Source organism: Kocuria rhizophila DC2201 (assembly GCF_000010285.1).
GTDB lineage: Bacteria > Actinomycetota > Actinomycetes > Actinomycetales > Micrococcaceae > Kocuria > Kocuria rhizophila_A.
On record NC_010617.1, the window covers coordinates 2,452,975 to 2,474,578 of the forward strand.

Consider the following 21,604-nt stretch of genomic DNA (forward strand, 5'->3'; position numbering starts at 1 on the left):
GTTCACCCTCCCGCCCGAGACCGTCGCACCATGCGTCGGAGCGCGTGCCCGTCAGAGGCTCCCCAGGACCTCCGCGAAACGCCTGACCCCTTCGCGGATGCGCGCGGGCGCCACGCCCGAGAACGCGAGCCGGGCCGCGTTGGACTCCCGGCCGTCCATGTAGCACGCGGAACCCGGCACGAGCACCACGCCGTTGGCCACCGCCTCGGCCAGCACGTCCTTGCCGAGCAGCTCGTCCGCGGTGACCCACGTGAAGAACCCGCCGGAGGGCGTGGTCCAGGATGCCGAGTCCGGCATGTACTCCGTGAGCGCCTCCTCCATGGCGGTCCACCGCTCCTTGTAGAGCTCCACGGCCCGGTCCAGCGCCGGCTCCCAGTGTTCGGAGCCCACCCACGAGGTCACGAGCGACTGCGCCAGGTTGGACGGGTGGATCACCACGGACTCCGCGGCGATCTGCAGCCGGCCACGCACCTCCGGGGGTGCCGCCATCCAGCCCACGCGCAGCCCGGGCGCGAAGATCTTGGAGAAGCTGCCCAGGTGGATCACGTGCTCCGGAGCCATCCCGTGCATCGAGGGCCGGGGATCGCTGCGGTCGAAGGACAGCAGCGCGTACGGGTCGTCCTCCACGATCATCACGTCCCGCTGGGCGCACACCTCCACGAGCTCACGACGCCGCTCCTCCGGCATGGTCACGCCGGTCGGGTTCTGGAAGCTCGGGATCACGTACACGAACGGCACGCGCTTTCCCTGGGCCGCCAGCTCATCGAGCGCCTGAGCCACGGCCTCCGGCTGCATGCCGTCGTGATCCATCTCCACGTGCTGCACGTCCACCTCGTAGGCGCCGAACACACCCAGCGCCCCCACGTAGGTGGGCCCCTCGGCCACGATCACGTCACCGGGGTTGCAGTAGAGCTTGGTCACGAGGTCCAGTCCGGCCTGCGAGCCCGTGGTGGGCAGGATGTCCGCGCCGGTCACGGCGGAGCCGCCGCGGGCCATGAGCTTCACGACCAGTTCGCGCAGCCCGTCCACGCCCGCGCCGGAGCCGTACTGCAGGATCTCCCCGGCGCGTCCGCGCAGCAGCAGGGACGCGACGTCGCCCACGGCGTCCGCGGGCAGCACGGAGAGGTCCGGGTTGCCGCCGGCCAGCGAGACCACGGAGGGGTCGCGGGCCACCTCGAACACGGCGCGGACCGGGGAGGGGCGGAACTCGTCCGCGCGGGATGCGAACTCCATCACTGCTCCGATCCGTAGCGCGCGCCGGAGATGCCGTACGCGGGACCGTCCGCGGCGGCGTCGGCCCCCAGGCTGATCAGGGAGATCAGCTCGTAGACCACGTGCGCGGCGGCGATGCCGGTGAGCTCGGCGTGGTCGTACGCCGGGGAGACCTCCACGACGTCGCATGCGACCACGTCCAGCCCGCGCAGTCCGCGCAGGATCTCCAGGACCTCGCGGCTCGTGATGCCGCCGGCCTCGGGGGTTCCGGTGCCGGGGGCGTGGGCGGGGTCCAGGACGTCGATGTCCAGGGAGATGTAGAGCGGGCGGTCCCCCACGCGCTCGCGCAGGGCCGCGACCACGGCGTCCACGCCGGAGCGCATGACGTCCGCGGAGGAGACGATCTCGAAACCGAAGCGGGCGTCGTCCTCGAGGTCCTGCGTGCCGTAGAGCGGACCGCGGGTGCCCACGTGCATCACGGCGTCGGTGTCGATGATCCCCTCCTCGAACGCCCGGCGGAACGGGGTGCCGTGGGTGTACTCGGCGCCGAAGTAGGTGTCCCACGTGTCCAGGTGGGCGTCGAAGTGCAGCAGCGCCACCTTGCCGTGGCGCGAGTGCGCCGCGCGCAGCAGGGGCAGGGCGATGGTGTGGTCACCGCCGATCGCCACCACCTTGGTGGACTCCCCCATGAGCTCCTTGGCCGCGGTCTCGATGGAGTCGATGGCCTCGGGGATGTCGAACGGGTTGCCCACGATGTCCCCGGCGTCCGCGACCTGCAGGTTGGCGAACGGCGAGTGGTTCTGCGCCGGGTTGTAGGGGCGCAGCAGGCGGGAGGACTCGCGGACGTGGTTCGGCCCGAAGCGTGCCCCGGAGCGGTAGGACACCCCGGAGTCGAAGGGCACGCCCACCACGGCCACGTCCGTGTGCTCCACCTGGTCAGTGCGGGGCAGCCGCGCGAACGTGGCGGGCCCGGCCCAGCGCGGAGTGAGGGCCGCGTTCACGGGCCCCACCCGCTGCTCACCAGCGCTGTTGGTCTCGACGATGCGTTCCGGTTCCACCCGTGCTCCTCTCGTCCCGGGATCATCCGGGAGACGTCCGGGGCCACGTCGCTGGGGCCCCGTCATGCTGCGATCCACCGTGTCGGTGGTACTTTCTGTGACCTGGTGCATAAACCCTAACGCCACGCTCACACCCGAGAGCACAGCCGTGCCCGGACGCCCGGCGCCGTGGCCCCCGTCCGAGGAGAGACCCCGTGAACGTGATCGTGATCGTGCTGTACCTGGCCGCAATGGTGGTGATCGGACTGTGGGCCGCACGCCGTGCGCGCACCGCCACCGACTACCGCGTGGCCGGCCGTCGCCTGGGCGCGGGGCTCTACACCTCCACCATGGCTGCCGTGGTGCTCGGGGGCGCCTCCACCGTCGGCGGGGTGGGCCTGGGCTACCAGTACGGCATCTCCGGGATGTGGCTCGTGGTGGCCATCGCCACCGGACTCGCGGTGCTGAGCCTGTTCTTCGCCGCGCGCATCCAGTCGCTGAAGGTGTTCACGGTCTCCCAGATGCTGCAGCTGCGCTACGGCGCGCGCGGTGGGGCCACGGCGTCGTCGTTCGTGATGCTCGCGTACACCGTGATGATCGCCGTGACCTCCACCGCGGCCTACGCGTCGATCTTCTCCGTGCTGTTCCCCATCTCCCGGCCCTGGGCCATCCTGCTGGGCGGCGCGGTGGTGATCGCCTACTCGGTGCTGGGCGGGATGTGGTCCATCACGCTCACGGACCTCATGCAGTTCGTGTTCATGACCATCGGGATCTTCGCGATCCTGCTGCCCTTCTCCCTCGCGGCCGGGGGTGGCTGGTCCGGGATCACGGAGCGGCTGGACGCCTCCTTCTTCTCCGCGGGCTCGATGGGCTTCCAGGCGATCGTCACCCAGTTCGTGGTCTACGGCTTCGGCATGCTGATCGGCCAGGACATCTGGCAGCGCGTGTTCACGGCCCGCTCCCCCAGGGTGGCCCGCTGGGGCGGTCTGGCCGCGGCAGGGTACGTGGCGCTCTACGGGGTGGCCGGTGCGCTGATCGGCACCGCCGCGGCGGCCGTGCTGCCCACGCTCGACGCCCCGGAGGAGGCCTTCGCCGCCATGGCGCAGTACCACGTGCCCGTGGGCCTGGGCGGCGTGGTGCTCGCGGCGGGTGTCGCCGCCATGATGTCCACGGCCTCCGGCGCCACGATCGCGGCGGCCACGGTGGCCCGCGTGGACGTGGTCCCCACCCTGCGGGGGATGTTCGGCGCCCCGGCGGACGACGTCGCCCGCGCCCGTTCCGAGGACGCCTCCGTTCTCAAGGACCGCGTCTACGTGGTGGTCGTGGGCCTGGTGATCACGGTGCTGTCCATGCTGGTCAGCTCCACCGTGGTGGCCCTGACCATCGCCTACGACCTGCTGGTGGGCGGGCTGCTCGTGGCCGTGCTGGGCGGTCTCGTGTGGCGCCGGGGCACCGCGGCGGGTGCCATGTGGTCCATGGCCGCGGGCGTCGTCGCCACCGTGGCGGGCATGGGCGTCTTCGGCGTGCTGGCCAACGCCCCCATCTACCTGGGGCTCGTCAGCTCGGCCGTAGTATTCGTGGTGGTGTCGCTGGTCACCACACCCACCGCACCCCAGATCTCCCACGAGTGGAACCGACGCATCCAGGAGTCCAAGGCATGAGCACCGAGAACAGCACCTCCGAGACCGGGGGGACCCAGGCGGCGTCGTACCCCGAGCGCACCGTGGCCAAGGCCGTGCTGGAGACCCTGCGCGGCTACGGGATCGACACCGTGTTCGGGATCCCCGGAACCCACTCCCTGGAGTTCTACCGGCCGCTTCGCGAGCTCGGGATCACGGCGATCACCACGCGCCACGAACAGGGCGCGTCCTACGGCGCGGACGGCTGGTCCCAGGTGCGCGGGCTGCCCGGCGTGGTGATCACCACCTCCGGTCCCGGCCTGCTGAACTCGCTGTCCGGCGCGGCCACCGCGTACGCCGAGTCCCGACCCATGATCCTGCTGTCCCCTGGGCGGCCCGTGGGGCACGACTTCCGGGACATCGGCTCGCTGCACGAGACCAAGAACCCCTCCGCCGCCGTCAACGCGATCGTGGGCGTCTCCCGCCGCGTGACCTCCGGCGCCGAGGCCGTGACCATGATCCACGACGCCATGCGGGACTTCGCGCACTCGCGGCCCCGCCCCATCCACATCGAGATCCCGCTGGACATCCTCGAGACCCCGGCGGACGTACCCGAGTCGGCCACCGCGCCACGCCCCCTCGGCGAGCCCACGCCCGCCCCGGAGCACGACGTCGCAGCGGCAGTCTCCGCGCTCGCGGCCAGTGAGCGCCCGGTCATCCTGGCCGGCGGCGGCTCGCTCGCGGCCGGGCCCCGGCTGCTGGAGCTGGCCGAGCTGCTCGAGGCGCCCGTGATCACCACGACCAACGGCAAGGGTGCGATCCCCGAGAAGCACCGGCTCTCGCTGGGCGCGGACCTGCGGCTGAGCACCGCGCACGAGTTCCTGCGCTCCGCGGACGCGCTGCTCGTGATCGGCTCCAAGGTGGGCGAGGCCGAGCTGTGGGGCGGGGACATCACCCCGCACGGCCCGATCGTGCGCGTGGACATCATGCGCGACCAGATGCTGTGCAACCTGGCCCCGGATGTGGAGGTCCCCGGCAACGCCGCGGCCGTGGTGCCGCAGCTGATCGACGGGCTGCGCGTCTCGTTCGAGGCCTCGGGCGCCGAGCCCCGCCCCGAGCGCGACCTGCGCGAGGTTTTCGACGCCATGGACGAGGAGGGCCGCCAGTGGGCCCCGGACCTCGCCGCGCTCAACGAGACCATCATGGAGGTGGTCCCGGACGACACCATCCTGGCTGGTGACTCCTCCCAGGTGACCTACATGGGCTCCACCACGTTCTTCCGTGCGCCCGCGCCGCACTCGCTGCTCTACATGGGCACGTACGCGACCCTGGGCTACGGGCTGCCCGCGGCGGTGGGCGCCAAGCTGGCCGCCCCGGAGCGTCCCGTGGTGTGCCTGGTGGGGGACGGTGCCCTGATGTTCTCCATCCAGGAGCTCATGACCGCGGTGGAGCTGAACCTGGACCTGCCCGTGATCTGCGTGGACAACGGGGGCTACGGGGAGATCCGGCAGAACATGGTGGACCGGGACATCGACCCCCTGGCCGTGGACCTCGTGCAGCCGGACTGGGTGAAGCTCGCGGAGGGCTTCGGCGCCACCGGGTTCCCCGCCACCATGGACACCCTCGCGGAGACCGTGCAGAAGGCGCTCGCCACCAAGGGGCCGAGCCTGGTGCACCTGAAGATCTGAGCGGGGCCGCGCCCGGCGCACCCGCCCGAGGCACGACGTGGCCGCCGAACACCTCGTTCGGCGGCCACGTCCCGTCCCGGGGCAGTTTGTTGTTGCCGCACCAGTGCGCGCCGTACCTGCGGAGAGAATCAGATCGCCGCGTGGTCGTCGAGGGGCCACGCGGCCGCGACCCACGCGTGGGCTTCCCGCGGGGTGCGCAGCCGCACGACCCGCAGGGCCGGATGGGTGCGTTCCACAGCGGGGATGCGCTCCCGGTAGGCGTGCCGAGTGACGAACGCCCAGCGGATGATGTGCTCCGGGTCCGTGAGGATGCTGCGCAGCGGGGCTTCCCGATTGCCGTTCCACAGCACCTCGCGGCACAGACTGCGCCGCACAGTCCGGCGCACGACGCGCGGGAACGTCACCGCCCAGAAGGGGAAGTCGAGCCACAGGAGCGTGTCGGCGTGCTCGGCGAGAAGGGGCCGTGCGGCGTCGTACTGCCACTCCGTGACCCATGCGTCCTGGGCTGCCAGGCACTTCACCTCCGCCGCGAACTCGGGGCGCGGCGTCCAGCCTGGGCCGTGAAACAGGGCGTCGATCTCGGTGTGCGGGATCCCGGACCGCCGCGCGACCTCCCGGCAGAGCGTCGTCTTGCCCGCGCCGCTGACCCCGGCCACCAGGATGCGGCGGGGAGGAGGCAGCTGGTGAGTCATGGGGGTGAGCCTACGGGCTGGCGAGGATCGGAACCGCTGCCGGGTCGAGCAGTGGCGAACCACTGGGCGGGAGCCCGCAGAGACTCCACCTGCTTCCGCATCCTGGAAGTCACCCGCCTCGATCCGAAAAGCGGGCGTGTTGCACCTCACACTCGCAGCCGGTTACGCTCAACTCCCTCCACGTCGCCGCGGTCCACCCTCGGGACGCGGATCCACCAGACCGGTTCCGGGTCGGAGGACGCGCAGGTACGGACCACCACCGGCGTGTGCACCCGGCCCAGCGGCTCAAGAATGAGGGGTCTATCGCTGTGAAGCGCCTCCCGAAGACCAGCACCGCACCAGATGCAGCGGGTGCGCCCCGCCGCCCGGAGGACGCCTACCTGGGGGTCGGCAAGTCCCTCGCGTACGGGCTCCAGCACGTGCTCACCATGTACGGCGGGGTGATCGCCGTGCCGCTCATCATCGGCAACGCCGCCGGCCTGGACGCCACGGCCACGGGGATCCTGGTGGCCGCCGCCCTGTTCACCGGGGGCCTCGCCACCATCCTGCAGAGCGTGGGGGTGCCGTTCCTGGGGGCGCAGCTTCCCCTGGTGCAGGGCGTGTCCTTCGCGGGCGTAGCCACCATGCTCACCATCCTCCAGGGCACCCCCGGGGAAGAGGGACTGCGCGTGGTCTTCGGTGCCATCCTGGTGGCCTCCGCCCTGGGGTTCGTGCTCGCACCGTTCTTCGCCAAGATCATCCGCTTCTTCCCGCCCGTGGTCTCGGGCGTGGTCATCACGACCATCGGCGTGACGCTGATGCCCGTGGCCGCCGGATGGGCCCTGGGCCCCCAGGACAGCCCCGAGCACGGCTCCGTGGGCAACATCGGACTGGCCGCGTTCACCCTGCTGGTGGTGCTGCTGCTGTCCAAGGTGGGCTCCGCCGCCATCTCCCGGCTGTCCATCCTGCTGGCCATCGTGATCGGCACCGTGGTGGCCGCCGTGACCGGTCAGGCCTCGTTCTCCGGCGTGGGAGAGGGGCCCGTGGTCGGGTTCCCCACCCCGTTCGCCTTCGGGACCCCGCTGTTCATGGCCTCGGCCGTGCTGGGCATGTTCGTGGTGATCATCGTGACCATGACGGAGACCACCGCGGACATCGTGGCCGTGGGCGAGGTGGCCGAGACCCGCGTGGACTCGAAGCGCATCGCCAACGGGCTGCGTGCGGACATGCTCTCCTCCACGGTGTCCCCCGTGTTCAACTCCTTCACCCAGACCGCTTTCGCGCAGAACGTGGGGCTCGTGGCCATCACGGGGATCCGCAGCCGCTTCGTGGTGGCCGGAGCCGGCGTGATCATGGTGGTGCTGGGCCTGCTGCCCGTGCTCGGCCGCGTGGTGGCCGCGGTGCCCTCGCCCGTGCTGGGAGGTGCCGGCATCGTGCTGTTCGGGACCGTGGCGGCGTCGGGAATCCGCACGCTGGGCGGCGTGGACTACCGTTCGGGGCTGAACCTGGTGGTCGTGGCGGTGGCCATGGCCATGGGCCTGATCCCCGTGGTCTCCCCGGGCTTCTACGAGCAGTTCCCTGCGTGGACCCAGGTGGTGCTGGGCTCCGGCATCAGCGCCGCCGCGCTCACCGCCGTGCTGCTGAACATCCTCTTCAACGAGATCACGTGGGGCTCGCGGCCGGACTCCTCGGTGTTCGCGGCCGCTCCGCCCCGCGTGCTGCCCCGCTCCTTCGTGCAGGGCCTCGAGGAGGGCGACACCGTGGTGGACGGCCGCCTGGTGGCCGGGGACGGCCAGGAGGTGGCCGTGGTCGAGGACCACCTGGTGGAGGACGCCCGCCGCCGCGTGGAGAGCGGCGAGCTCACGGAGACCGGCCAGATCCACCGGGTCTACGCCCAGGACGAGCACCGGGGCGAGCCCGGTGCGGAAGGAGCCCGCCATGACGAACGCCCCTGAGCAGGACAGCGTCCACCGGCACCTGCGCACCACCATCGACGCCGCCGCGCGCAACGCGGCCGCAGACGGCGGCCCGTTCGGCGCCCTGCTCGTCACGGCTGACGGGCGCGAGTTCACCGCCGTGAACCGCGTGACCGCGGACAACGACCCCACCGCCCACGCCGAGGTCTGCGCCATCCGCGCCGCGTGCTCCGCGCTGGGGACGCACGACCTCGGCGGCGCCACGCTCTACTCGAGCTGCGAACCGTGCCCCATGTGCCTCTCCGCGGCCCTCTGGGCGCGCCTGGACCGGGTCTTCTTCGCCGCGGACCGGCATGACGCCGCGGCGGGCGGTTTCGACGACGCCGCCTTCTACGACTTCTTCACCGCCACCCCCGAGCAGAAGGACGCGCTGCTGCCCGTGCGCCACGTGGCCCTCGACACCCGCACCGAGCCCTTCGAGCGGTGGGCGGCGAACGCGCAGCGCACCACCTACTGACCGGCCCGGTCAGGGACCCCTACGGCCCGAACTGCTCGAGCAGCGCGGCCGCGACGCTCACCGCGATCGCCGCGGGGGACTTGCCCGGCACACCGGGGAGCCCGATGGGGCACGTGATGGCGTCCACCGCGGCCGCCGGGTGCCCCTCGGCCACGAGCCGTTTGCGAAACCGCGCCCACTTGGCGGAGGACCCGATCAGTCCCACCGTGGCCAGGTCCCCCCGGCGCAGCGCGGCGTCGCACAGGATGAAGTCCTCGGCGTGGTCGTGGCTCATGATCAGCACGTGCGCCCCGGCAGGGAGCTCGCCCAGGGCGTTCTCGGGCGCTGGACTGTGCCGCGGCTCCAGGCGCGCCGGACCGCCGGTGAGCCCCTCGAACCGGGCGGGCGCCACGTGCTCGGCGCGGCTGTCCACCAGGTGCACGCGCACCGGGAACCGGGACAGCACGTGCGCCAGCTCCCAGCCCACGTGCCCCATGCCGAAGACCGCCACCACGGGGCGGGCGCGCTGCGGTTCGAGCAGCACCTTCACCACGCCTCCGCAGCACTGCCGGGCGTGCTCCACGGGCGCGTGCTCGGTCAGGGAGAACTCCAGGGTCTGCGGTTCGTCCGTGTCCGCGGCGATCAGGGCCCGTGCCCGCTCGACCACCGTGGCCTCGAGGTTGCCGCCGCCCACGGTGTCCCACGTGCGCTCGGCCGCCACCACCATCTTGGTCCCGGCCCGTCGTGGCGCGTGGCCCCGCACGTCCGTGACGGTCACGAGCACGCCCGGCGAGCCCTCCTCGCGCAGCAGCTGCAGGGCGTCCAGCCAGTCCACGTCAGACGGCTGCCGGGGCGTCCGGCGACCGGGCGGGCTCTGCGGCGTCGGCGGCCTCCCGCGCCTCCTGGACGGCCCAGAACACGGCCTCGGGGGTGGCCGGGCTCGCGAGCCGCACACTGTGCCCCTCCGGCCCGAACGACGCCGCCGCGTCGCGCAGCGCCTCGCGCACGCTGAACGCGAGCATCAGCGGCGGTTCCCCCACGGCCTTGGAGCCGTAGACGACGCCGCTCTCGGTCGCCCTCTCGAAGAGGTGCACGTTGAACTCCTCGGGCATCTCGGAGAAGCTCGGGAGCTTGTAGGTGCTCGCCGCCTGGGTGGTGAGCCGACCGCGGGCGGGCCCGTCGGACTCGTCCCAGCGCAGGTCCTCCAGGGTGAGCCACCCGGTGCCCTGCACGAATCCGCCCTCGATCTGTCCCACGTCGATGAGCGGGGAGAGGCTGTCTCCCACGTCGTGGACGATGTCCGTGCGCAGCAGCCGGTACGCCCCGGTGAAGCCGTTCACCTCCACCTCGGACACGGAGGCCCCGTAGGAGAAGTACTTGAAGGGCTCGCCCTCCATCCGCTGGGCGTCCCAGTGCAGCCCGTCGGTGCGGTAGTAGCCCGCGGCCCACAGGGAGATCCGCTGGAAGTAGGCCGTGTGGGCCAGTTCCGCGAACGTCATCTCGCGGTCGTGGAAGCCGAGCCCGGTGACGATCCCGTCCACGAAGCGGACGTCGTCCGGGTGGATGGTGAACTCGCGGGCCGCGACCTCGGCGAGCCGTTCCCGGATCTGCTCGCACGCGTTCTTCACGGCCCCGCCGTTGAGGTCCGAGCCGGAGCTGGCGGCGGTGGCCGAGGTGTTGGGGACCTTGTCGGTGCGGGTGGGGGCGAGCCGCACGGCCTCCAGCGGGACACCCAGTGCGGTGGCCGCCACCTGGCGCATCTTGGTGTGCAGCCCCTGGCCCATCTCGGTGCCGCCGTGGTTGATCAGCACGGACCCGTCCCGGTACACGTGCACCAGGGCCCCGGCCTGGTTGAAGGCGGTGAGGTTGAAGGAGATCCCGAACTTCACGGGCGTCACCGCGAGCGCGCGGCGCACGTCCGGGTGGGTGGCGTTGAACTCATCGATCTCCCGACGCCGCCGGGTGATGTCCGCGCGCCGGTGCAGCTCGTTCCAGATGGCGCTCAGGCGCTCCGCGTGGCGGACGGGCTGCCCGTAGGGGGTGAGCTGGCCGGGGGTGTAGAGGTTGCGGCTGCGCAGCTCCGTGGGGTCCAGACCCAGCAGCGGCGCGCAGCGGCCCAGGACGTCCTCGATCACGAGCATCCCCTGGGGTCCGCCGAAGCCGCGGAAGGCCGTTTGAGAGGTCTTGTTCGTCCGTGCGACCCGGCCGTGCACCTCGATGTCCGGGATCCAGTACGCGTTCTCGATGTGGCACAGGGTGCGCTGCAGCACCGGCTCGGACAGGTCCAGGCTCCACCCGCCGTCGGACGTGACGGTGGCCCGCAGCGCGAGGAGGCGGCCGTCGTCGTCGAAGCCCACCTCCCACTGCGCGTGGTACGGGTGACGCTTGCCGGACAGGGTGATGTCCTGGTTGCGCGTGAGCCGCACCCGCACGGGCCGGCCGGTGAGGGTGGCGCCCAGTGCTGCGACCGCCGCGAAGCCGTGGGGCTGCATCTCCTTGCCGCCGAACCCGCCGCCCATGCGCAGGCACTGGACCGTCACGTCGTGGTTGTGCAGGCCCAGCACGTGGGCCACGATCTCCTGGGTCTCGGTGGGGTGCTGCGTGCTGCACTGGATGAACACCTGCCCGCCCTCGTCCACGTGTGCGAGGGACGCGTGCGTCTCCAGGTAGAAGTGCTCCTGTCCGCCGAACTCGAACTCGCCGCTGAAACGGTGGGGCGCACCCGCGAGCCCGGCCTCTGCGTCCCCCCGGCTGACCGTGGGCTGCCCGCCCTGGAAGCTCCCGGCCGCGATCGCCTCCGTGAGGGTGACGATCGACTCCAGGGGCTCGTACTCCACGGCCACGGCCTCCGCCCCGAGGCGCGCGGCCTCGAGGGTCTCGCCCAGCACCCAGCACACGGCCTGGCCGTGGAACATCACCTCGCGGGGGAACAGGGGCTCGTCCCCCTTGATCCCGGAGTCGTTGGTCCCGGGGACGTCCTCCGCCGTCAGCACGCGCACCACGCCGGGGACCTGCAGCGCGGGAGCGGCGTCCAGGGACGTGATCCGCGCGTGGGCGTGCGGGGCCTGCACGGGCCACGCGTGCAGCACGTTCTGGCTCCGGTGGATCAGGTCGTCCGTGTACAGCGCCTCGCCAGTGGCGTGCTCTGCCGCGCTGTCGTGGGCCACGGCGCGGCCCACCACCGGGTTCTCGGGACGATCCGCGAGCGATGTCATGAGCGCACCTCCTGGGCCTGCACGGGCTGCGCACCAGCCCAGAACTTGAGCATGGACTGCTGGAGCATGGCCGAGCGGTAGCGGGAGCTCGCACGCATGTCGTCGATCGGGGTGCCCTGCCGGCTCAGGGCGAGGGCCGCGGCCACCGCCGTCTCCCGGTTCCACGGCCTGCCCGTCAGCTCCTCCTCGACCTCCCGCGCCCGCAGGGGCGTGGCGGCGACGCCGCCCAGGCCGATCCGCGCGTGGGTCACGGCGGCGTCGTCGACCTGCAGGGCGATGGCCACCGAGACGCTGGAGATGTCGTCGAAGCGGCGCTTGGCGATCTTGTGGAACGCGGCCGTGTTCGCGACCGGCAGCGGGATGCGCACGGCGCGGATGATCTCGTCCGGGCGGCGCACGCTCTCGCGGTACCCGGTGTAGTACTCGTCCAGCGGCACCTCCCGCTCCCCGGACGACGACGCCAGGGCCAGTGACGCGCCCAGGGCCAGCAGCACCGGGGCGGAGTCGCCGATGGGCGAGCCCGTGCCCAGGTTGCCGCCGAACGTGGCGGCGTTGCGGATCAGGCGGGATGCGAACTGGGGGAACAGCTCGTCCAGCAGCGGCACCCGGTGCTCCAGGGCCCGCTCGACCTCGGAGAGGCTGAGCCCGGCGCCGATCTCGAGCCGGTCCGCGCTGACGGTGAGATCGCGCATCTCCTCCAGCCGGTCCACCGCCAGCACCGTGCGGGGCCGGACGTGACGGATGTTGACCTCCACCCCGAGGTCCGTGGAGCCCGCGACGAGCCGTGCCTCGGGATCCTCGGCGAGGGCCTCGAACAGCTCCGCCATGCGTGCGGGGCGCACGAAACGGGCGCCGTCCACCTCGAGCCGGGTGGGGCGCGCTGCAGGGGCGGGATCCTCCTGGCGACGGCGCAGCAGGTCCGTGTCCTCGGGCCGGCCCAGGGCGTAGGCGGCGTCGCGGATGGGCCGGTAGCCGGTGCAGCGGCACAGGTTGCCGCTCAGGGCGTGGAGATCGAAGCCGTTGGGGCCGCACTCGTGGTCGGTGGCGTGCTCCTCGCCCACCGCCTCCGTTCCGGTCTCCCCCGCCCCGCCCTGCGACGCCGGTTCTGCGGGCGCGCAGCGTTCGGGGCGGTAGTACTCGGCGGCCATGGCGCACACGAAACCGGGGGTGCAGTACCCGCACTGGGAGCCGCCGCGCGTGGCCATCTCGCGCTGGACGGGGTGCAGGGTGCCCGGACCGCGCGGGCCAGGAGCCGTGCCCAGCCCCTCGGCCGTGACCACCTCCTGGCCATCGAAGGCCGCTGCGGCGGGCAGGCATGCGTTGACGGAGGTCCACCGGGTGCGGTCGTCACCGTCGGGCCGGGCCACGAGCACGGCGCACGCCCCGCACTCCCCCTCGGCGCACCCCTCCTTGGCCCCGGTCAGGCCCTGCTCCCGCAGCGCGTCGAGCAGTCGCGTGTGCGGGGCGAGCGCGGAGAGTTCCCGCTCCCGTCCGTTGACGGTCAACCGGATGTCGTTCATGGCGCTGGCTCCTCGTGACAAGCCACCGGGTGCAGCGCGCAGCGGATCAGTGCCCAGCCGTACCGGGAGCTCGCTGGCGCGGAACCAGTGCAGTGCGTGTGTGCTCGCCCGGTAGATAGTCCGATCCGGACCCGCCGTAGGCTGTTGGGCCACGTTAGCCAGATCACATGCTCTGCCGCAAGGCGGTGGACCACCCCGTTGACGGGGGTGACACGGCTCACATACCGTGTACGGACAACAGATATATCAGATGCCGACAACCGGCAGCCGAGCCCGGGCAGGCCCTTGCCGCGGCACCGCGCTCGTCCCCGCCGCCCGATCCCAAGCCGATCCGAACGGAGTCTCCCGATGGCCGACCTGCTCCCGGAGCACCCGGACTTCCTATGGCACAACCCGGACCCCAAGCCCTCCTACGACGCCGTGATCGTGGGCGGCGGCGGCCACGGGCTGGCCACCGCGTACTACCTGGCCAAGAACCACGGCATCACGAACGTGGCGGTGCTGGAGCGCGGGTGGCTGGCCGGCGGGAACATGGCGCGCAACACCACGATCATCCGCTCCAACTACCTGTGGGACGAGTCTGCGGCCATGTACGAGCACTCGCTGAAGCTGTGGGAGGGGCTGCCGGAGGAGCTGGAGTACGACTTCCTGTTCTCCCAGCGCGGGGTGATGAATCTGGCCCACACCCTCGGGGACGTCCGTGAGTCCGTGCGCCGGGTGAACGCCAACAAGCTCAACGGCATCGACGCCGAGTGGATCGACCCGCAGCAGGTCAAGGAGCTGTGCCCGATCATCAACATCGACGACGACCTGCGCTACCCGGTCATGGGGGCCACCTACCAGCCGCGCGCGGGCATCGCCAAGCACGACCACGTGGCCTGGGCGTTCGCCCGCAAGTGCGACGAGATGGGCGTGGACATCATCCAGAACTGCGAGGTCACCGGCTTCGTCAAGGACGGCGACCGCGTGGTGGCCGTGGAGACCTCCCGCGGGCGGATCAGCACCGGCAAGGTGGGCCTGTGCGCCGCCGGCCACAGCTCGGTGCTCGCGGAGCTGGCCGGGTTCCGGCTGCCCATCCAGTCCCACCCGCTGCAGGCGCTCGTCTCGGAGCTGCACGAGAAGGTGCACCCCACCGTGGTGATGTCCAACCACGTGCACGTGTACGTGTCCCAGGCCCACAAGGGCGAGCTGGTCATGGGTGCCGGTGTGGACGCCTACAACGGCTACGGCCAGCGCGGGGCGTTCCACGTGATCGAGGAGCAGATGGCCGCCGCCGTGGAGCTGTTCCCGGTGTTCGCGCGAGCCCACGTGCTGCGCACGTGGGGCGGGATCGTGGACATCACCCTGGACGCCTCCCCGATCGTGTCCAAGACCCCGGTGGAGCAGATGTACGTGAACTGCGGGTGGGGCACGGGCGGGTTCAAGGGAACGCCCGGCGCCGGCTACTCCTTCGCGCACACCATCGCCACCGACGAACCGCACCCCCTCAACGAGCCGTTCTGCCTGGAGCGCTTCGAGACCGGTGTGCTCATCGACGAGCACGGCGCCGCCGCCGTGGCCCACTGACCGAGACCCGCAACACCCGTCAGGAGTGAAGCCCCATGTTGCTGATCGAATGCCCCTACTGCGGGCCGCGCGACGAGACCGAGTACCACTACGGCGGTGAGGCCCACGTGCCCTACCCGGAGGACCCCTCCGAGCTCTCGGACCGGGAGTGGGCCGAGTACCTCTTCTACCGCAACAACCCCAAGGGCCTGCTCAAGGAGCGCTGGGCCCACACGGTGGGGTGCCGCCGCTGGTTCAACGTGGTCCGGGACACCGCCACGTACGAGATCACGGCCGTCTACCGCATGGGCGAGAACGCCCCCGAGCAGGAGCCAGGAGGCACGCGATGAGCGCATCGAACCGTTGTCCCGCGTCCGTCCGTGAGGGCACGGGCATCGACCGCGGCACCGAGCTGTCCTTCACCGTGGACGGCACGCAGTACGCCGGCCACCCCGGTGACACCCTCGCGTCCGCACTGCTGGCCGCCGGGCACATCCGCTGCGGGGACTCCATGTACCTGGGGCGCCCGCGCGGGATCGTGAGCGCGGGGGTCGAGGAGCCCAACGCCCTGGTCACGGTCCAGCCGCGCACGCCGCGCGACGTCGCCGAGTCCATGCTGCCCGCCCCCGCGGTGGAGCTCACCGAGGCCATGGTGGCGGAGTTCGTCAGCGGACAGGGCCCTCTGGACCCCGCACGGGACGGCGCCTACTACGACACCAGGAACGTCCACACGGACGTGCTGGTGGTCGGCGCGGGCCCGGCGGGACTCGCCGCGGCACGCGAAGCGGCCCGTTCCGGGGCCCGTGTGGTGCTCATGGACGAGCAGACGCGCCCGGGCGGATCGCTGCTGAGCCGCCCGGAGGACGTCGTGGACGGGGTGCCCGGGTGGCAGTGGGCGCGGCAGTGCGCCGAGGAGCTCGCCGCGCAGCCCGAGGTGACCGTGCTGCAGCGCACCACGGCCTTCGGCAGCTACGACAGCAACTACGTGGTGGCCCTGCAGAGGCGCACCGACCACCTCACGCGTGATCCCGGTCCCGGGGTGTCCCGGCAGCGGGTCTGGCACGTGCGGGCGGCCCAGGTGGTCCTGGCCACCGGCGCGCACGAGCGTCCGCTAGTGTTCGCGGACAACGACCGCCCCGGGATCATGCTCGCCGGGGCCGTGCGCACCTACCTCAACCGCTACGGGGTCACCGCGGGCCACCGGGCGGTGGTCACCACCACCAACGACTCCGCCTACGACCTCGTCGCGGATCTCGTGGCCGCCGGTGTGGAGGTGGCCGCCGTGGTGGACTCCCGCCCCGACCTCACGGACACCGCACAGCGCGTGGCCCGCGAGACCGGCGTGGCGGTGCGCACCGGCAGCGCCGTGTGCGGCACCGAGGGCAGCGCCGAGGACGGGCGAGTGAGCGCCGTGCTGGTCACCGCGCTCGACGCCGCGGACCAGCCCGTGGATGAGCCGGAGCGCGTCGAGGCGGACCTGCTGGCCGTCGCCGGGGGCTGGAGCCCCGTGGTGCACCTGCACAGTCAGCGCCAGGGCCGGCTGCGCTGGGACGAGGACCTCGCCGGTTTCGTGCCCGCGGGCGCGGTGCGCGACCAGCAGACAGCCGGCGCGGTCAACGGCACCCTGGACCTTGCCGGGTGCCTCGCCGAGGGTGCCCGCGCGGGCGCTCAGGCCGCCCAGGACGCGGGCTTCGCGTGCACGCCCCGGGTTCCCCACACCGCCGCCACGCCCATCACACCCACCCACCCCCTGTGGCTGGTCCCGAGCGGGCCCGGCGCGGAGCAGGACTGGGACCGGCACTTCGTGGACCTGCAGCGGGACCAGACCGTCGCGGACGTGCTGCGCTCCGTGGGTGCGGGAATGCGTTCGGTGGAGCACGTGAAGCGCTACACCTCCATCTCCACGGCCAACGACCAGGGCAAGACCTCCGCGGTCAACGCCATCGGCGTGATCGCCGCGGCGCTGAACCAGCAGGACGTGGGCGGTTTCGGCACCACCACCTACCGGGCGCCCTACACGCCCGTGGCCTTCGCGGCGCTGGCCGGACGACGCCGCGGGCAGCTCTTCGACCCCGCACGCCTGACCCCGGTCCACTCGTGGCACGTGGCGCACGGCGCCGAGTTCGAGGACGTGGGGCAGTGGAAGCGCCCGTGGTTCTACCCGCAGCCCGGTGAGGACATGGACGCCGCCGTGCTGCGCGAGTGCGCGGCCGTGCGAACCTCCGTGGGGTTCATGGACGCCACCACGCTGGGCAAGATCGAGATCCGCGGCACGGACGCCGGGGAGTTCCTCAACCGCGTGTACACGAACGCGTTCAAGAAGCTCAAGCCCGGCATGGGCCGCTACGGCGTGATGTGCACCCCGGACGGGATGGTCTTCGACGACGGCGTGACCCTGCGCCTGGACGAGGACCGCTACCTGATGACCACCACCACGGGCAACGCCGCCGCGGTGCTCGAGTGGCTCGAGGAGTGGTCCCAGACGGAGTGGCCCGAGCTGGACGTCACCTTCACGTCCGTGACCGAGCAGTGGACCACGGTGGCCGTGGCCGGTCCGAGGTCCCGGGACGTGATCGCCAAGCTCGCACCGCAGCTGGACGTCTCCCAGGACGCGTTCCCGTTCATGGCGTTCCGGGAGACCGTGCTCGCGTCGGGGGTCCCGGCGCGGATCTGCCGGATCTCGTTCTCGGGCGAGCTCGCGTACGAGGTCAACGTGTCCGGGTGGTACGGGCTGTCCGTGTGGGAGGACGTCTTCGCCGCCGGTGAGGAGTTCGGGATCACCCCGTACGGCACCGAGACCATGCACGTGCTGCGCGCGGAGAAGGCCTTCCCCATCGTGGGCCAGGACACTGACGGCACCGTGACCCCGCAGGACCTGGGCATGGAGTGGGTGGTGTCCAAGACCAAGGACTTCATCGGCAAGCGCTCCTACGACCGCCCCTCGGCCACGGACCCGCAGCGCAAGCAGCTCGTGGCCGTGCTGCCCACGGACCGTGTGACCCGCCTGCCGGAGGGCGCGCAGCTGATCGCGGCGGGCACCCCCGTGACGCCCGAGCAGGGCCCCGTGCCCATGGTCGGGCACGTGACCTCCGCCTACCGCAGCGCGGCCCTGGACCGCACGTTCGGTCTTGCACTGGTGGAGAACGGCCGCCAGCGCATCGGCGAGACCCTCCAGGCCCCGCTCGACGGCACGCTGGTGGACGTCACGATCGCCGAACCCGTCATCTACGACCCCGAAGGGAACCGCCGAGATGGTTGAGTCACCCACCACCGACATCACCGGGCTGCACCACAGCCCGCTCGAACCACTGGCCGAGGCCATGCGCGAGGGCTCCGTGGACGGCGCCCGGGGCGTGAGCCTGCGGGAGATCCCGTTCCTGGCCATGGCGGGGATCCGCGTGAGCCCCGGGACGGGGGCAGCGGAGGCACTGTGCGACGTCGTCGGGCTGGACCTGCCCGCGGGACCCGGGGACGTCAGCGGCGCCACGGAGGCCACCGCGCTGCTGTGGCAGGGCCCGGACGAGTTCCTGCTCGTGGCGCCGGACGAGACCGTGGTCCCCGCCGAGCTCGCGGACCACGAGCGCGAACCCGGTGCACTGCCGAGCCTGTCCACCCACCCGCTGATCGTGCGGCTGGCCCGGGTGCTCGCCGAGTCCGGCGCCCGCGGTCAGGTGGTGGACCTCTCCGCCAACCGGACCACGCTGGAGCTCAGCGGACCCTCGGCGCGCGCCACGCTCGAGAAGGGCTGCCCCATGGACCTCCACCCGCGGGAGTTCCCCGTGGGCCGGGCCGTGTCCACCACGCTGGGTCCCGTGCAGGTGCTTCTCTGGCGCACGGGGGAGCAGCAGTGGCGGATCATGCCGCGCGCCTCCTTCGCGCAGTACACCGCCCAGTGGCTCCTGGATGCCATGATCGAGTTCGGGTCCCCCGAGATCCCCTGACACGGGACCGGTCGGCCAGCCCGCCCGCCCCCTTTGCACCCCACCCCGAGGAGAGCCCGTGAGCACCCCGCAGCCCGTGACGTCCGCAGCGGCCCCCGGCGCCGAGCCCCGCACCCGCGAACTGGTGCTGACCCTCGACTGCCCCGAGCAGCCCGGGATCGTGCACGCCGTGAGCGGTGTGCTCCTGGAGCACGGGGCCAACATCGTGGAGCTGACCCAGTACGACGACCGCCGGGTGGGGCACTTCTTCATGCGGGTGCACATGGCTCCCACCGAGGGCGCGGCGCTGGACCAGCAGAGCCTGCGGGAGGACCTCACCCCGGTGGCCGAGCGCTTCGGGATGCGGTGGGAGCTGCACGAGCACGGAGCGAAGCGCCGGGTGCTCGTGATGGTCTCCAAGTTCGGGCACTGCCTCAACGACCTGCTGTTCCGCGCCCGCACCGGGGAGCTGCCGGTGGAGATCGTGGCCGTGGTGTCCAACCACCTGGACCACCAGCGCCTCGTGGAGTGGCACGGCATCCCGTTCTTCCACGTGCCCGTCACCAAGGACACCAAGCCGGAGGCCGAGGCCCGCCTGCTGGACCTCGTGGACCGCTTCGAGGTGGACCTGGTGGTGCTGGCCCGGTACATGCAGGTGCTCAGCGACTCTCTGGCCACCCGCATGGAAGGGCGCGTGATCAACATCCACCACTCGTTCCTGCCGTCCTTCAAGGGCGCCAAGCCCTACCACCAGGCCTACGACCGCGGGGTCAAGACCGTGGGCGCCACCGCCCACTACGTCAACGCGGAGCTGGACGAGGGCCCGATCATCACCCAGCAGGTCGTGGAGGTGAACCACGCCTACGGCCCCGAGGACCTCGTGGCCGCCGGCCGGGACACCGAGTGCAAGGCGCTCTCGGACGCCGTCCGCTGGCACTGCGAGGGCCGGGTGATCCTGCACGGCGCCAAGACGGTGGTGCTGCGATGACAGGCCCCACGGCCTCCCTGGCCGAGCAGGCGTTCCAGCAGCTGCAGGACCGGCTGATCTTCCTGGACATCGCCCCGGGGCTGCCGCTCAACGAGGCACGCCTGTCGGTCGAGCTGGAGCTGGGCCGCACCCCGCTGCGGGAGGCGATCAAGCGGCTGGAGTCCGAGCACCTGGTGGTCACGTACCCGCGCCGGGGCACGTTCGCGACCCCCGTGGACATCACCGCCCTGTCCGAGATCTCGCAGGTGCGCGAGGTGCTCGAACCGCTCGCCGCGCGCACGGCGGCGGCGCGTCGTGGGGGGCGGGAACGGGAGCAGCTGGAGGCACTGGTCCAGGAGCTCTCCACGCTCTCGGACGACGAGCTGCGCCAGGACAACGCCCTGCGCTGGGACCTGCACGTGCACCGCGCGGTGTACGCCGCCGCGGGCAACGCCCACCTGCAGGCCACCCTGGAGCGCTACAGCAACCTGGCCACCCGCATCTGGTGCGTGGCCGCGGACCGGGTGCCGCAGCTGCGCGGGCACATCGACATCCACACCACCCTGCTGCGCGCGGTGCTCGACGGGGATGAGGAGACCGCCACCGAGGTCATGCGCCACCACGTGCAGGACTTCGAGGAGCAGATCCGGCAGGTGCTGTGAACCGCACCCTCCCTAGACTCGGGGCATGACCCCACGTCCCGGACCCGCGGGCCGCGAGCCGGCCGAGCGGCGGCGTCGTCGTCGCCCGCACCCGCCGGCCCCGGGAGGCGCCCCGCGCCCCGAGGACGACGTTGCACGTGGGCCCTACGCCCGGCACGCCCCGTCTCCGCCTGCCCCCACCGGGACGGGAACGGACGGGGTGGAGCGCACGGTGCACCTGGACGACGAGCGGTTCCTGTGCGTGCGCACGGACGGCCCCCGGGACGGCCGCCCGGTGGTGCTGATCACCGGGCTGGGCTTCGACCTGACCACGTGGCCGGAGGCGTTCGTGGACGCTCTGGCGTCGCACGGGCACCGCGTGCTCCGGGTGGACAACCGGGACACGGGGCGCTCGTTCCGCGCCACCAGCGCCCCTCCCACGGCCCGCCAGCTGCTGAGCGGGTACCTGCCCGCGGGGCAGTACACGGTGGAGGACATGGCCGACGACGTCGCCGACGCCCTGGCGGTGCTGGGCGTGGCGCGCGCGGACGTCCTCGGGTTCTCCCTGGGCGGGATGATTGCGCAGGCCCTGGCCGCCCACCACCCGGAGCGGGTTCGGCGGCTCGTGTCCCTGTGCTCGACCACCGGTGACCCCTCCGTGGGCTCGGTGGCGGCGTCCACGGCCGCGATGCTGGCCCTGCCCGGGGCCCGCACCCGCCGGTTGTACGTCCGCTCACGCATGGTCATGTCCCGGCACCTGGCCGGCCCGGGGTTCCCCGTGGACCCCGGGTACGAACGCCACCTGGCGCAGACGCACTGGCGGCGCAGCCTGGACCCGCGTCACGAGGCCTCGGCCATGCGGCGTCAGATCGGCGCGATCCGGGCCTCCGGGGACCGCACCCCGCAGTTGCGCTCGATCACCGCCCCCACGCTCGTGCTGCACGGGGACCGGGACAGGATCGTGCGCCCGGACGGCGGGCCCGCCACGGCCCGGGCGATCCCCGGGTCGCGCTTCGAGACCGTGCCCGGCATGGGCCACCAGGTGCACCCCCTGGTGGTCCCCCGCCTGCTCGAGCTCGTGCTCCCGCACCTGGCGCCATGATCTCTGGCCACCAGAACGCTCCCTGCGCGGCCCACCCGTGATAACAAGGACTCCG

Annotated in this window: 17 protein-coding genes; 11 read left to right on the forward strand and 6 right to left on the reverse strand. The window is 72.2% G+C overall.

Features of this window, described 5'->3' with window-relative positions:
* Positions 1–51 precede the first annotated feature (51 nt).
* A complete protein-coding gene (locus KRH_RS10565) occupies positions 52–1,233 on the reverse strand; it encodes a PLP-dependent aminotransferase family protein (RefSeq protein ID WP_041297745.1) in 1,182 nt (393 codons plus the stop codon).
* A complete protein-coding gene (gene speB, locus KRH_RS10570) occupies positions 1,233–2,270 on the reverse strand; it encodes an agmatinase (RefSeq protein WP_012399203.1) in 1,038 nt (345 codons plus the stop codon). Before speB ends, KRH_RS10565 begins: the two co-directional genes overlap by 1 nt.
* Positions 2,271–2,464: 194 nt before the next feature.
* Here speB and KRH_RS10575 point away from each other — a divergent pair, with 194 nt between their 5' ends.
* Both KRH_RS10575 and KRH_RS10580 read left to right on the forward strand, forming a co-directional pair.
* A complete protein-coding gene (locus KRH_RS10575) occupies positions 2,465–3,910 on the forward strand; it encodes a sodium:solute symporter (RefSeq protein ID WP_012399204.1) in 1,446 nt (481 codons plus the stop codon).
* Complete coding sequence (locus KRH_RS10580) at positions 3,907–5,556, forward strand: thiamine pyrophosphate-binding protein (RefSeq protein WP_012399205.1); 1,650 nt, start codon at positions 3,907–3,909, stop codon at positions 5,554–5,556. The genes KRH_RS10575 and KRH_RS10580 overlap by 4 nt, the downstream gene beginning before the upstream one ends.
* A gap of 128 nt (positions 5,557–5,684) precedes the next feature.
* On the opposite strand, the gene KRH_RS10585 is transcribed toward KRH_RS10580, so the two are convergent.
* A complete protein-coding gene (locus KRH_RS10585; RefSeq protein ID WP_012399206.1) occupies positions 5,685–6,248 on the reverse strand; it encodes an ATPase AAA in 564 nt (187 codons plus the stop codon).
* Between the two features lie 308 nt (positions 6,249–6,556).
* Here KRH_RS10585 and KRH_RS10590 point away from each other — a divergent pair, with 308 nt between their 5' ends.
* Together KRH_RS10590 and KRH_RS10595 are read left to right on the forward strand one after the other, a co-directional pair.
* Positions 6,557–8,182 (forward strand): nucleobase:cation symporter-2 family protein, encoded by a 1,626-nt coding sequence (locus KRH_RS10590; protein WP_012399207.1) that lies wholly within the window; start codon positions 6,557–6,559, stop codon positions 8,180–8,182.
* Entirely contained in the window at positions 8,166–8,660 is a 495-nt protein-coding gene (locus KRH_RS10595) for a nucleoside deaminase (RefSeq protein WP_041297428.1), read from the forward strand. Before KRH_RS10590 ends, KRH_RS10595 begins: the two co-directional genes overlap by 17 nt.
* 19 nt (positions 8,661–8,679) lie before the next feature.
* On the opposite strand, the gene xdhC is transcribed toward KRH_RS10595, so the two are convergent.
* Genes xdhC through KRH_RS10610 form a run of 3 tightly spaced genes read right to left on the reverse strand, consistent with a single transcriptional unit; the run spans position 8,680 to position 13,374 of the window.
* The gene (gene xdhC / locus KRH_RS10600) at positions 8,680–9,474 is read right to left on the reverse strand and encodes a xanthine dehydrogenase accessory protein XdhC (protein WP_012399209.1); all 795 of its coding nucleotides are present in this window, start codon (positions 9,472–9,474) and stop codon (positions 8,680–8,682) included.
* A 1-nt stretch (position 9,475) separates the two neighbouring features.
* Positions 9,476–11,854, reverse strand: a complete 2,379-nt coding sequence (xdhB, locus tag KRH_RS10605) for a xanthine dehydrogenase molybdopterin binding subunit (RefSeq protein WP_012399210.1) — start codon at positions 11,852–11,854, stop codon at positions 9,476–9,478.
* Positions 11,851–13,374, reverse strand: coding sequence for a xanthine dehydrogenase small subunit (locus KRH_RS10610; RefSeq protein ID WP_012399211.1), 1,524 nt, complete (start codon positions 13,372–13,374; stop codon positions 11,851–11,853). Before KRH_RS10610 ends, xdhB begins: the two co-directional genes overlap by 4 nt.
* Before the next feature lie 348 nt (positions 13,375–13,722).
* Between KRH_RS10610 and KRH_RS10615 the strand changes: the two genes are divergently transcribed.
* From KRH_RS10615 to KRH_RS10645, 7 genes are read left to right on the forward strand one after another with little or no spacing between them, the layout of a single operon-like run.
* A complete protein-coding gene (locus tag KRH_RS10615; RefSeq protein ID WP_012399212.1) occupies positions 13,723–14,940 on the forward strand; it encodes a sarcosine oxidase subunit beta family protein in 1,218 nt (405 codons plus the stop codon).
* 35 nt (positions 14,941–14,975) lie between these two features.
* A complete protein-coding gene (locus KRH_RS10620; protein WP_012399213.1) occupies positions 14,976–15,269 on the forward strand; it encodes a sarcosine oxidase subunit delta in 294 nt (97 codons plus the stop codon).
* Positions 15,266–18,178, forward strand: coding sequence for a sarcosine oxidase subunit alpha family protein (locus KRH_RS10625; RefSeq protein WP_012399214.1), 2,913 nt, complete (start codon positions 15,266–15,268; stop codon positions 18,176–18,178). The genes KRH_RS10620 and KRH_RS10625 overlap by 4 nt, the downstream gene beginning before the upstream one ends.
* On the forward strand, positions 18,171–18,860 hold the full coding sequence (locus KRH_RS10630) for a sarcosine oxidase subunit gamma (protein ID WP_012399215.1): 690 nt from the start codon (positions 18,171–18,173) through the stop codon (positions 18,858–18,860). Before KRH_RS10625 ends, KRH_RS10630 begins: the two co-directional genes overlap by 8 nt.
* A 58-nt stretch (positions 18,861–18,918) precedes the next feature.
* The gene (gene purU, locus KRH_RS10635; RefSeq protein ID WP_012399216.1) at positions 18,919–19,827 is read left to right on the forward strand and encodes a formyltetrahydrofolate deformylase; all 909 of its coding nucleotides are present in this window, start codon (positions 18,919–18,921) and stop codon (positions 19,825–19,827) included.
* Positions 19,824–20,468, forward strand: a complete 645-nt coding sequence (locus KRH_RS10640) for a GntR family transcriptional regulator (RefSeq protein WP_012399217.1) — start codon at positions 19,824–19,826, stop codon at positions 20,466–20,468. The genes purU and KRH_RS10640 overlap by 4 nt, the downstream gene beginning before the upstream one ends.
* A gap of 25 nt (positions 20,469–20,493) precedes the next feature.
* Positions 20,494–21,549, forward strand: coding sequence for an alpha/beta fold hydrolase (locus KRH_RS10645; RefSeq protein WP_081431623.1), 1,056 nt, complete (start codon positions 20,494–20,496; stop codon positions 21,547–21,549).
* Positions 21,550–21,604: the final 55 nt, after the last annotated feature.

What these genes read in the sequence shown, in the direction of transcription:
- KRH_RS10630 (WP_012399215.1), top strand. Translation starts at nt 18,171, where the DNA reads ATGGTTGAGTCACCCACCACCGACATCACCGGGCTGCACCACAGCCCG.
- KRH_RS10620 (WP_012399213.1), top strand. Translation starts at nt 14,976, where the DNA reads ATGTTGCTGATCGAATGCCCCTACTGCGGGCCGCGCGACGAGACCGAG.
- KRH_RS10580 (WP_012399205.1), top strand. Translation starts at nt 3,907, where the DNA reads ATGAGCACCGAGAACAGCACCTCCGAGACCGGGGGGACCCAGGCGGCG.
- KRH_RS10615 (WP_012399212.1), top strand. Translation starts at nt 13,723, where the DNA reads ATGGCCGACCTGCTCCCGGAGCACCCGGACTTCCTATGGCACAACCCG.
- KRH_RS10640 (WP_012399217.1), top strand. Translation starts at nt 19,824, where the DNA reads ATGACAGGCCCCACGGCCTCCCTGGCCGAGCAGGCGTTCCAGCAGCTG.
- KRH_RS10625 (WP_012399214.1), top strand. Translation starts at nt 15,266, where the DNA reads ATGAGCGCATCGAACCGTTGTCCCGCGTCCGTCCGTGAGGGCACGGGC.
- KRH_RS10595 (WP_041297428.1), top strand. Translation starts at nt 8,166, where the DNA reads ATGACGAACGCCCCTGAGCAGGACAGCGTCCACCGGCACCTGCGCACC.
- KRH_RS10610 (WP_012399211.1), bottom strand. Translation starts at nt 13,374, where the DNA reads ATGAACGACATCCGGTTGACCGTCAACGGACGGGAGCGGGAACTCTCC.
- KRH_RS10565 (WP_041297745.1), bottom strand. Translation starts at nt 1,233, where the DNA reads ATGGAGTTCGCATCCCGCGCGGACGAGTTCCGCCCCTCCCCGGTCCGC.
- xdhB (WP_012399210.1), bottom strand. Translation starts at nt 11,854, where the DNA reads ATGACATCGCTCGCGGATCGTCCCGAGAACCCGGTGGTGGGCCGCGCC.
- KRH_RS10645 (WP_081431623.1), top strand. Translation starts at nt 20,494, where the DNA reads ATGACCCCACGTCCCGGACCCGCGGGCCGCGAGCCGGCCGAGCGGCGG.
- KRH_RS10585 (WP_012399206.1), bottom strand. Translation starts at nt 6,248, where the DNA reads ATGACTCACCAGCTGCCTCCTCCCCGCCGCATCCTGGTGGCCGGGGTC.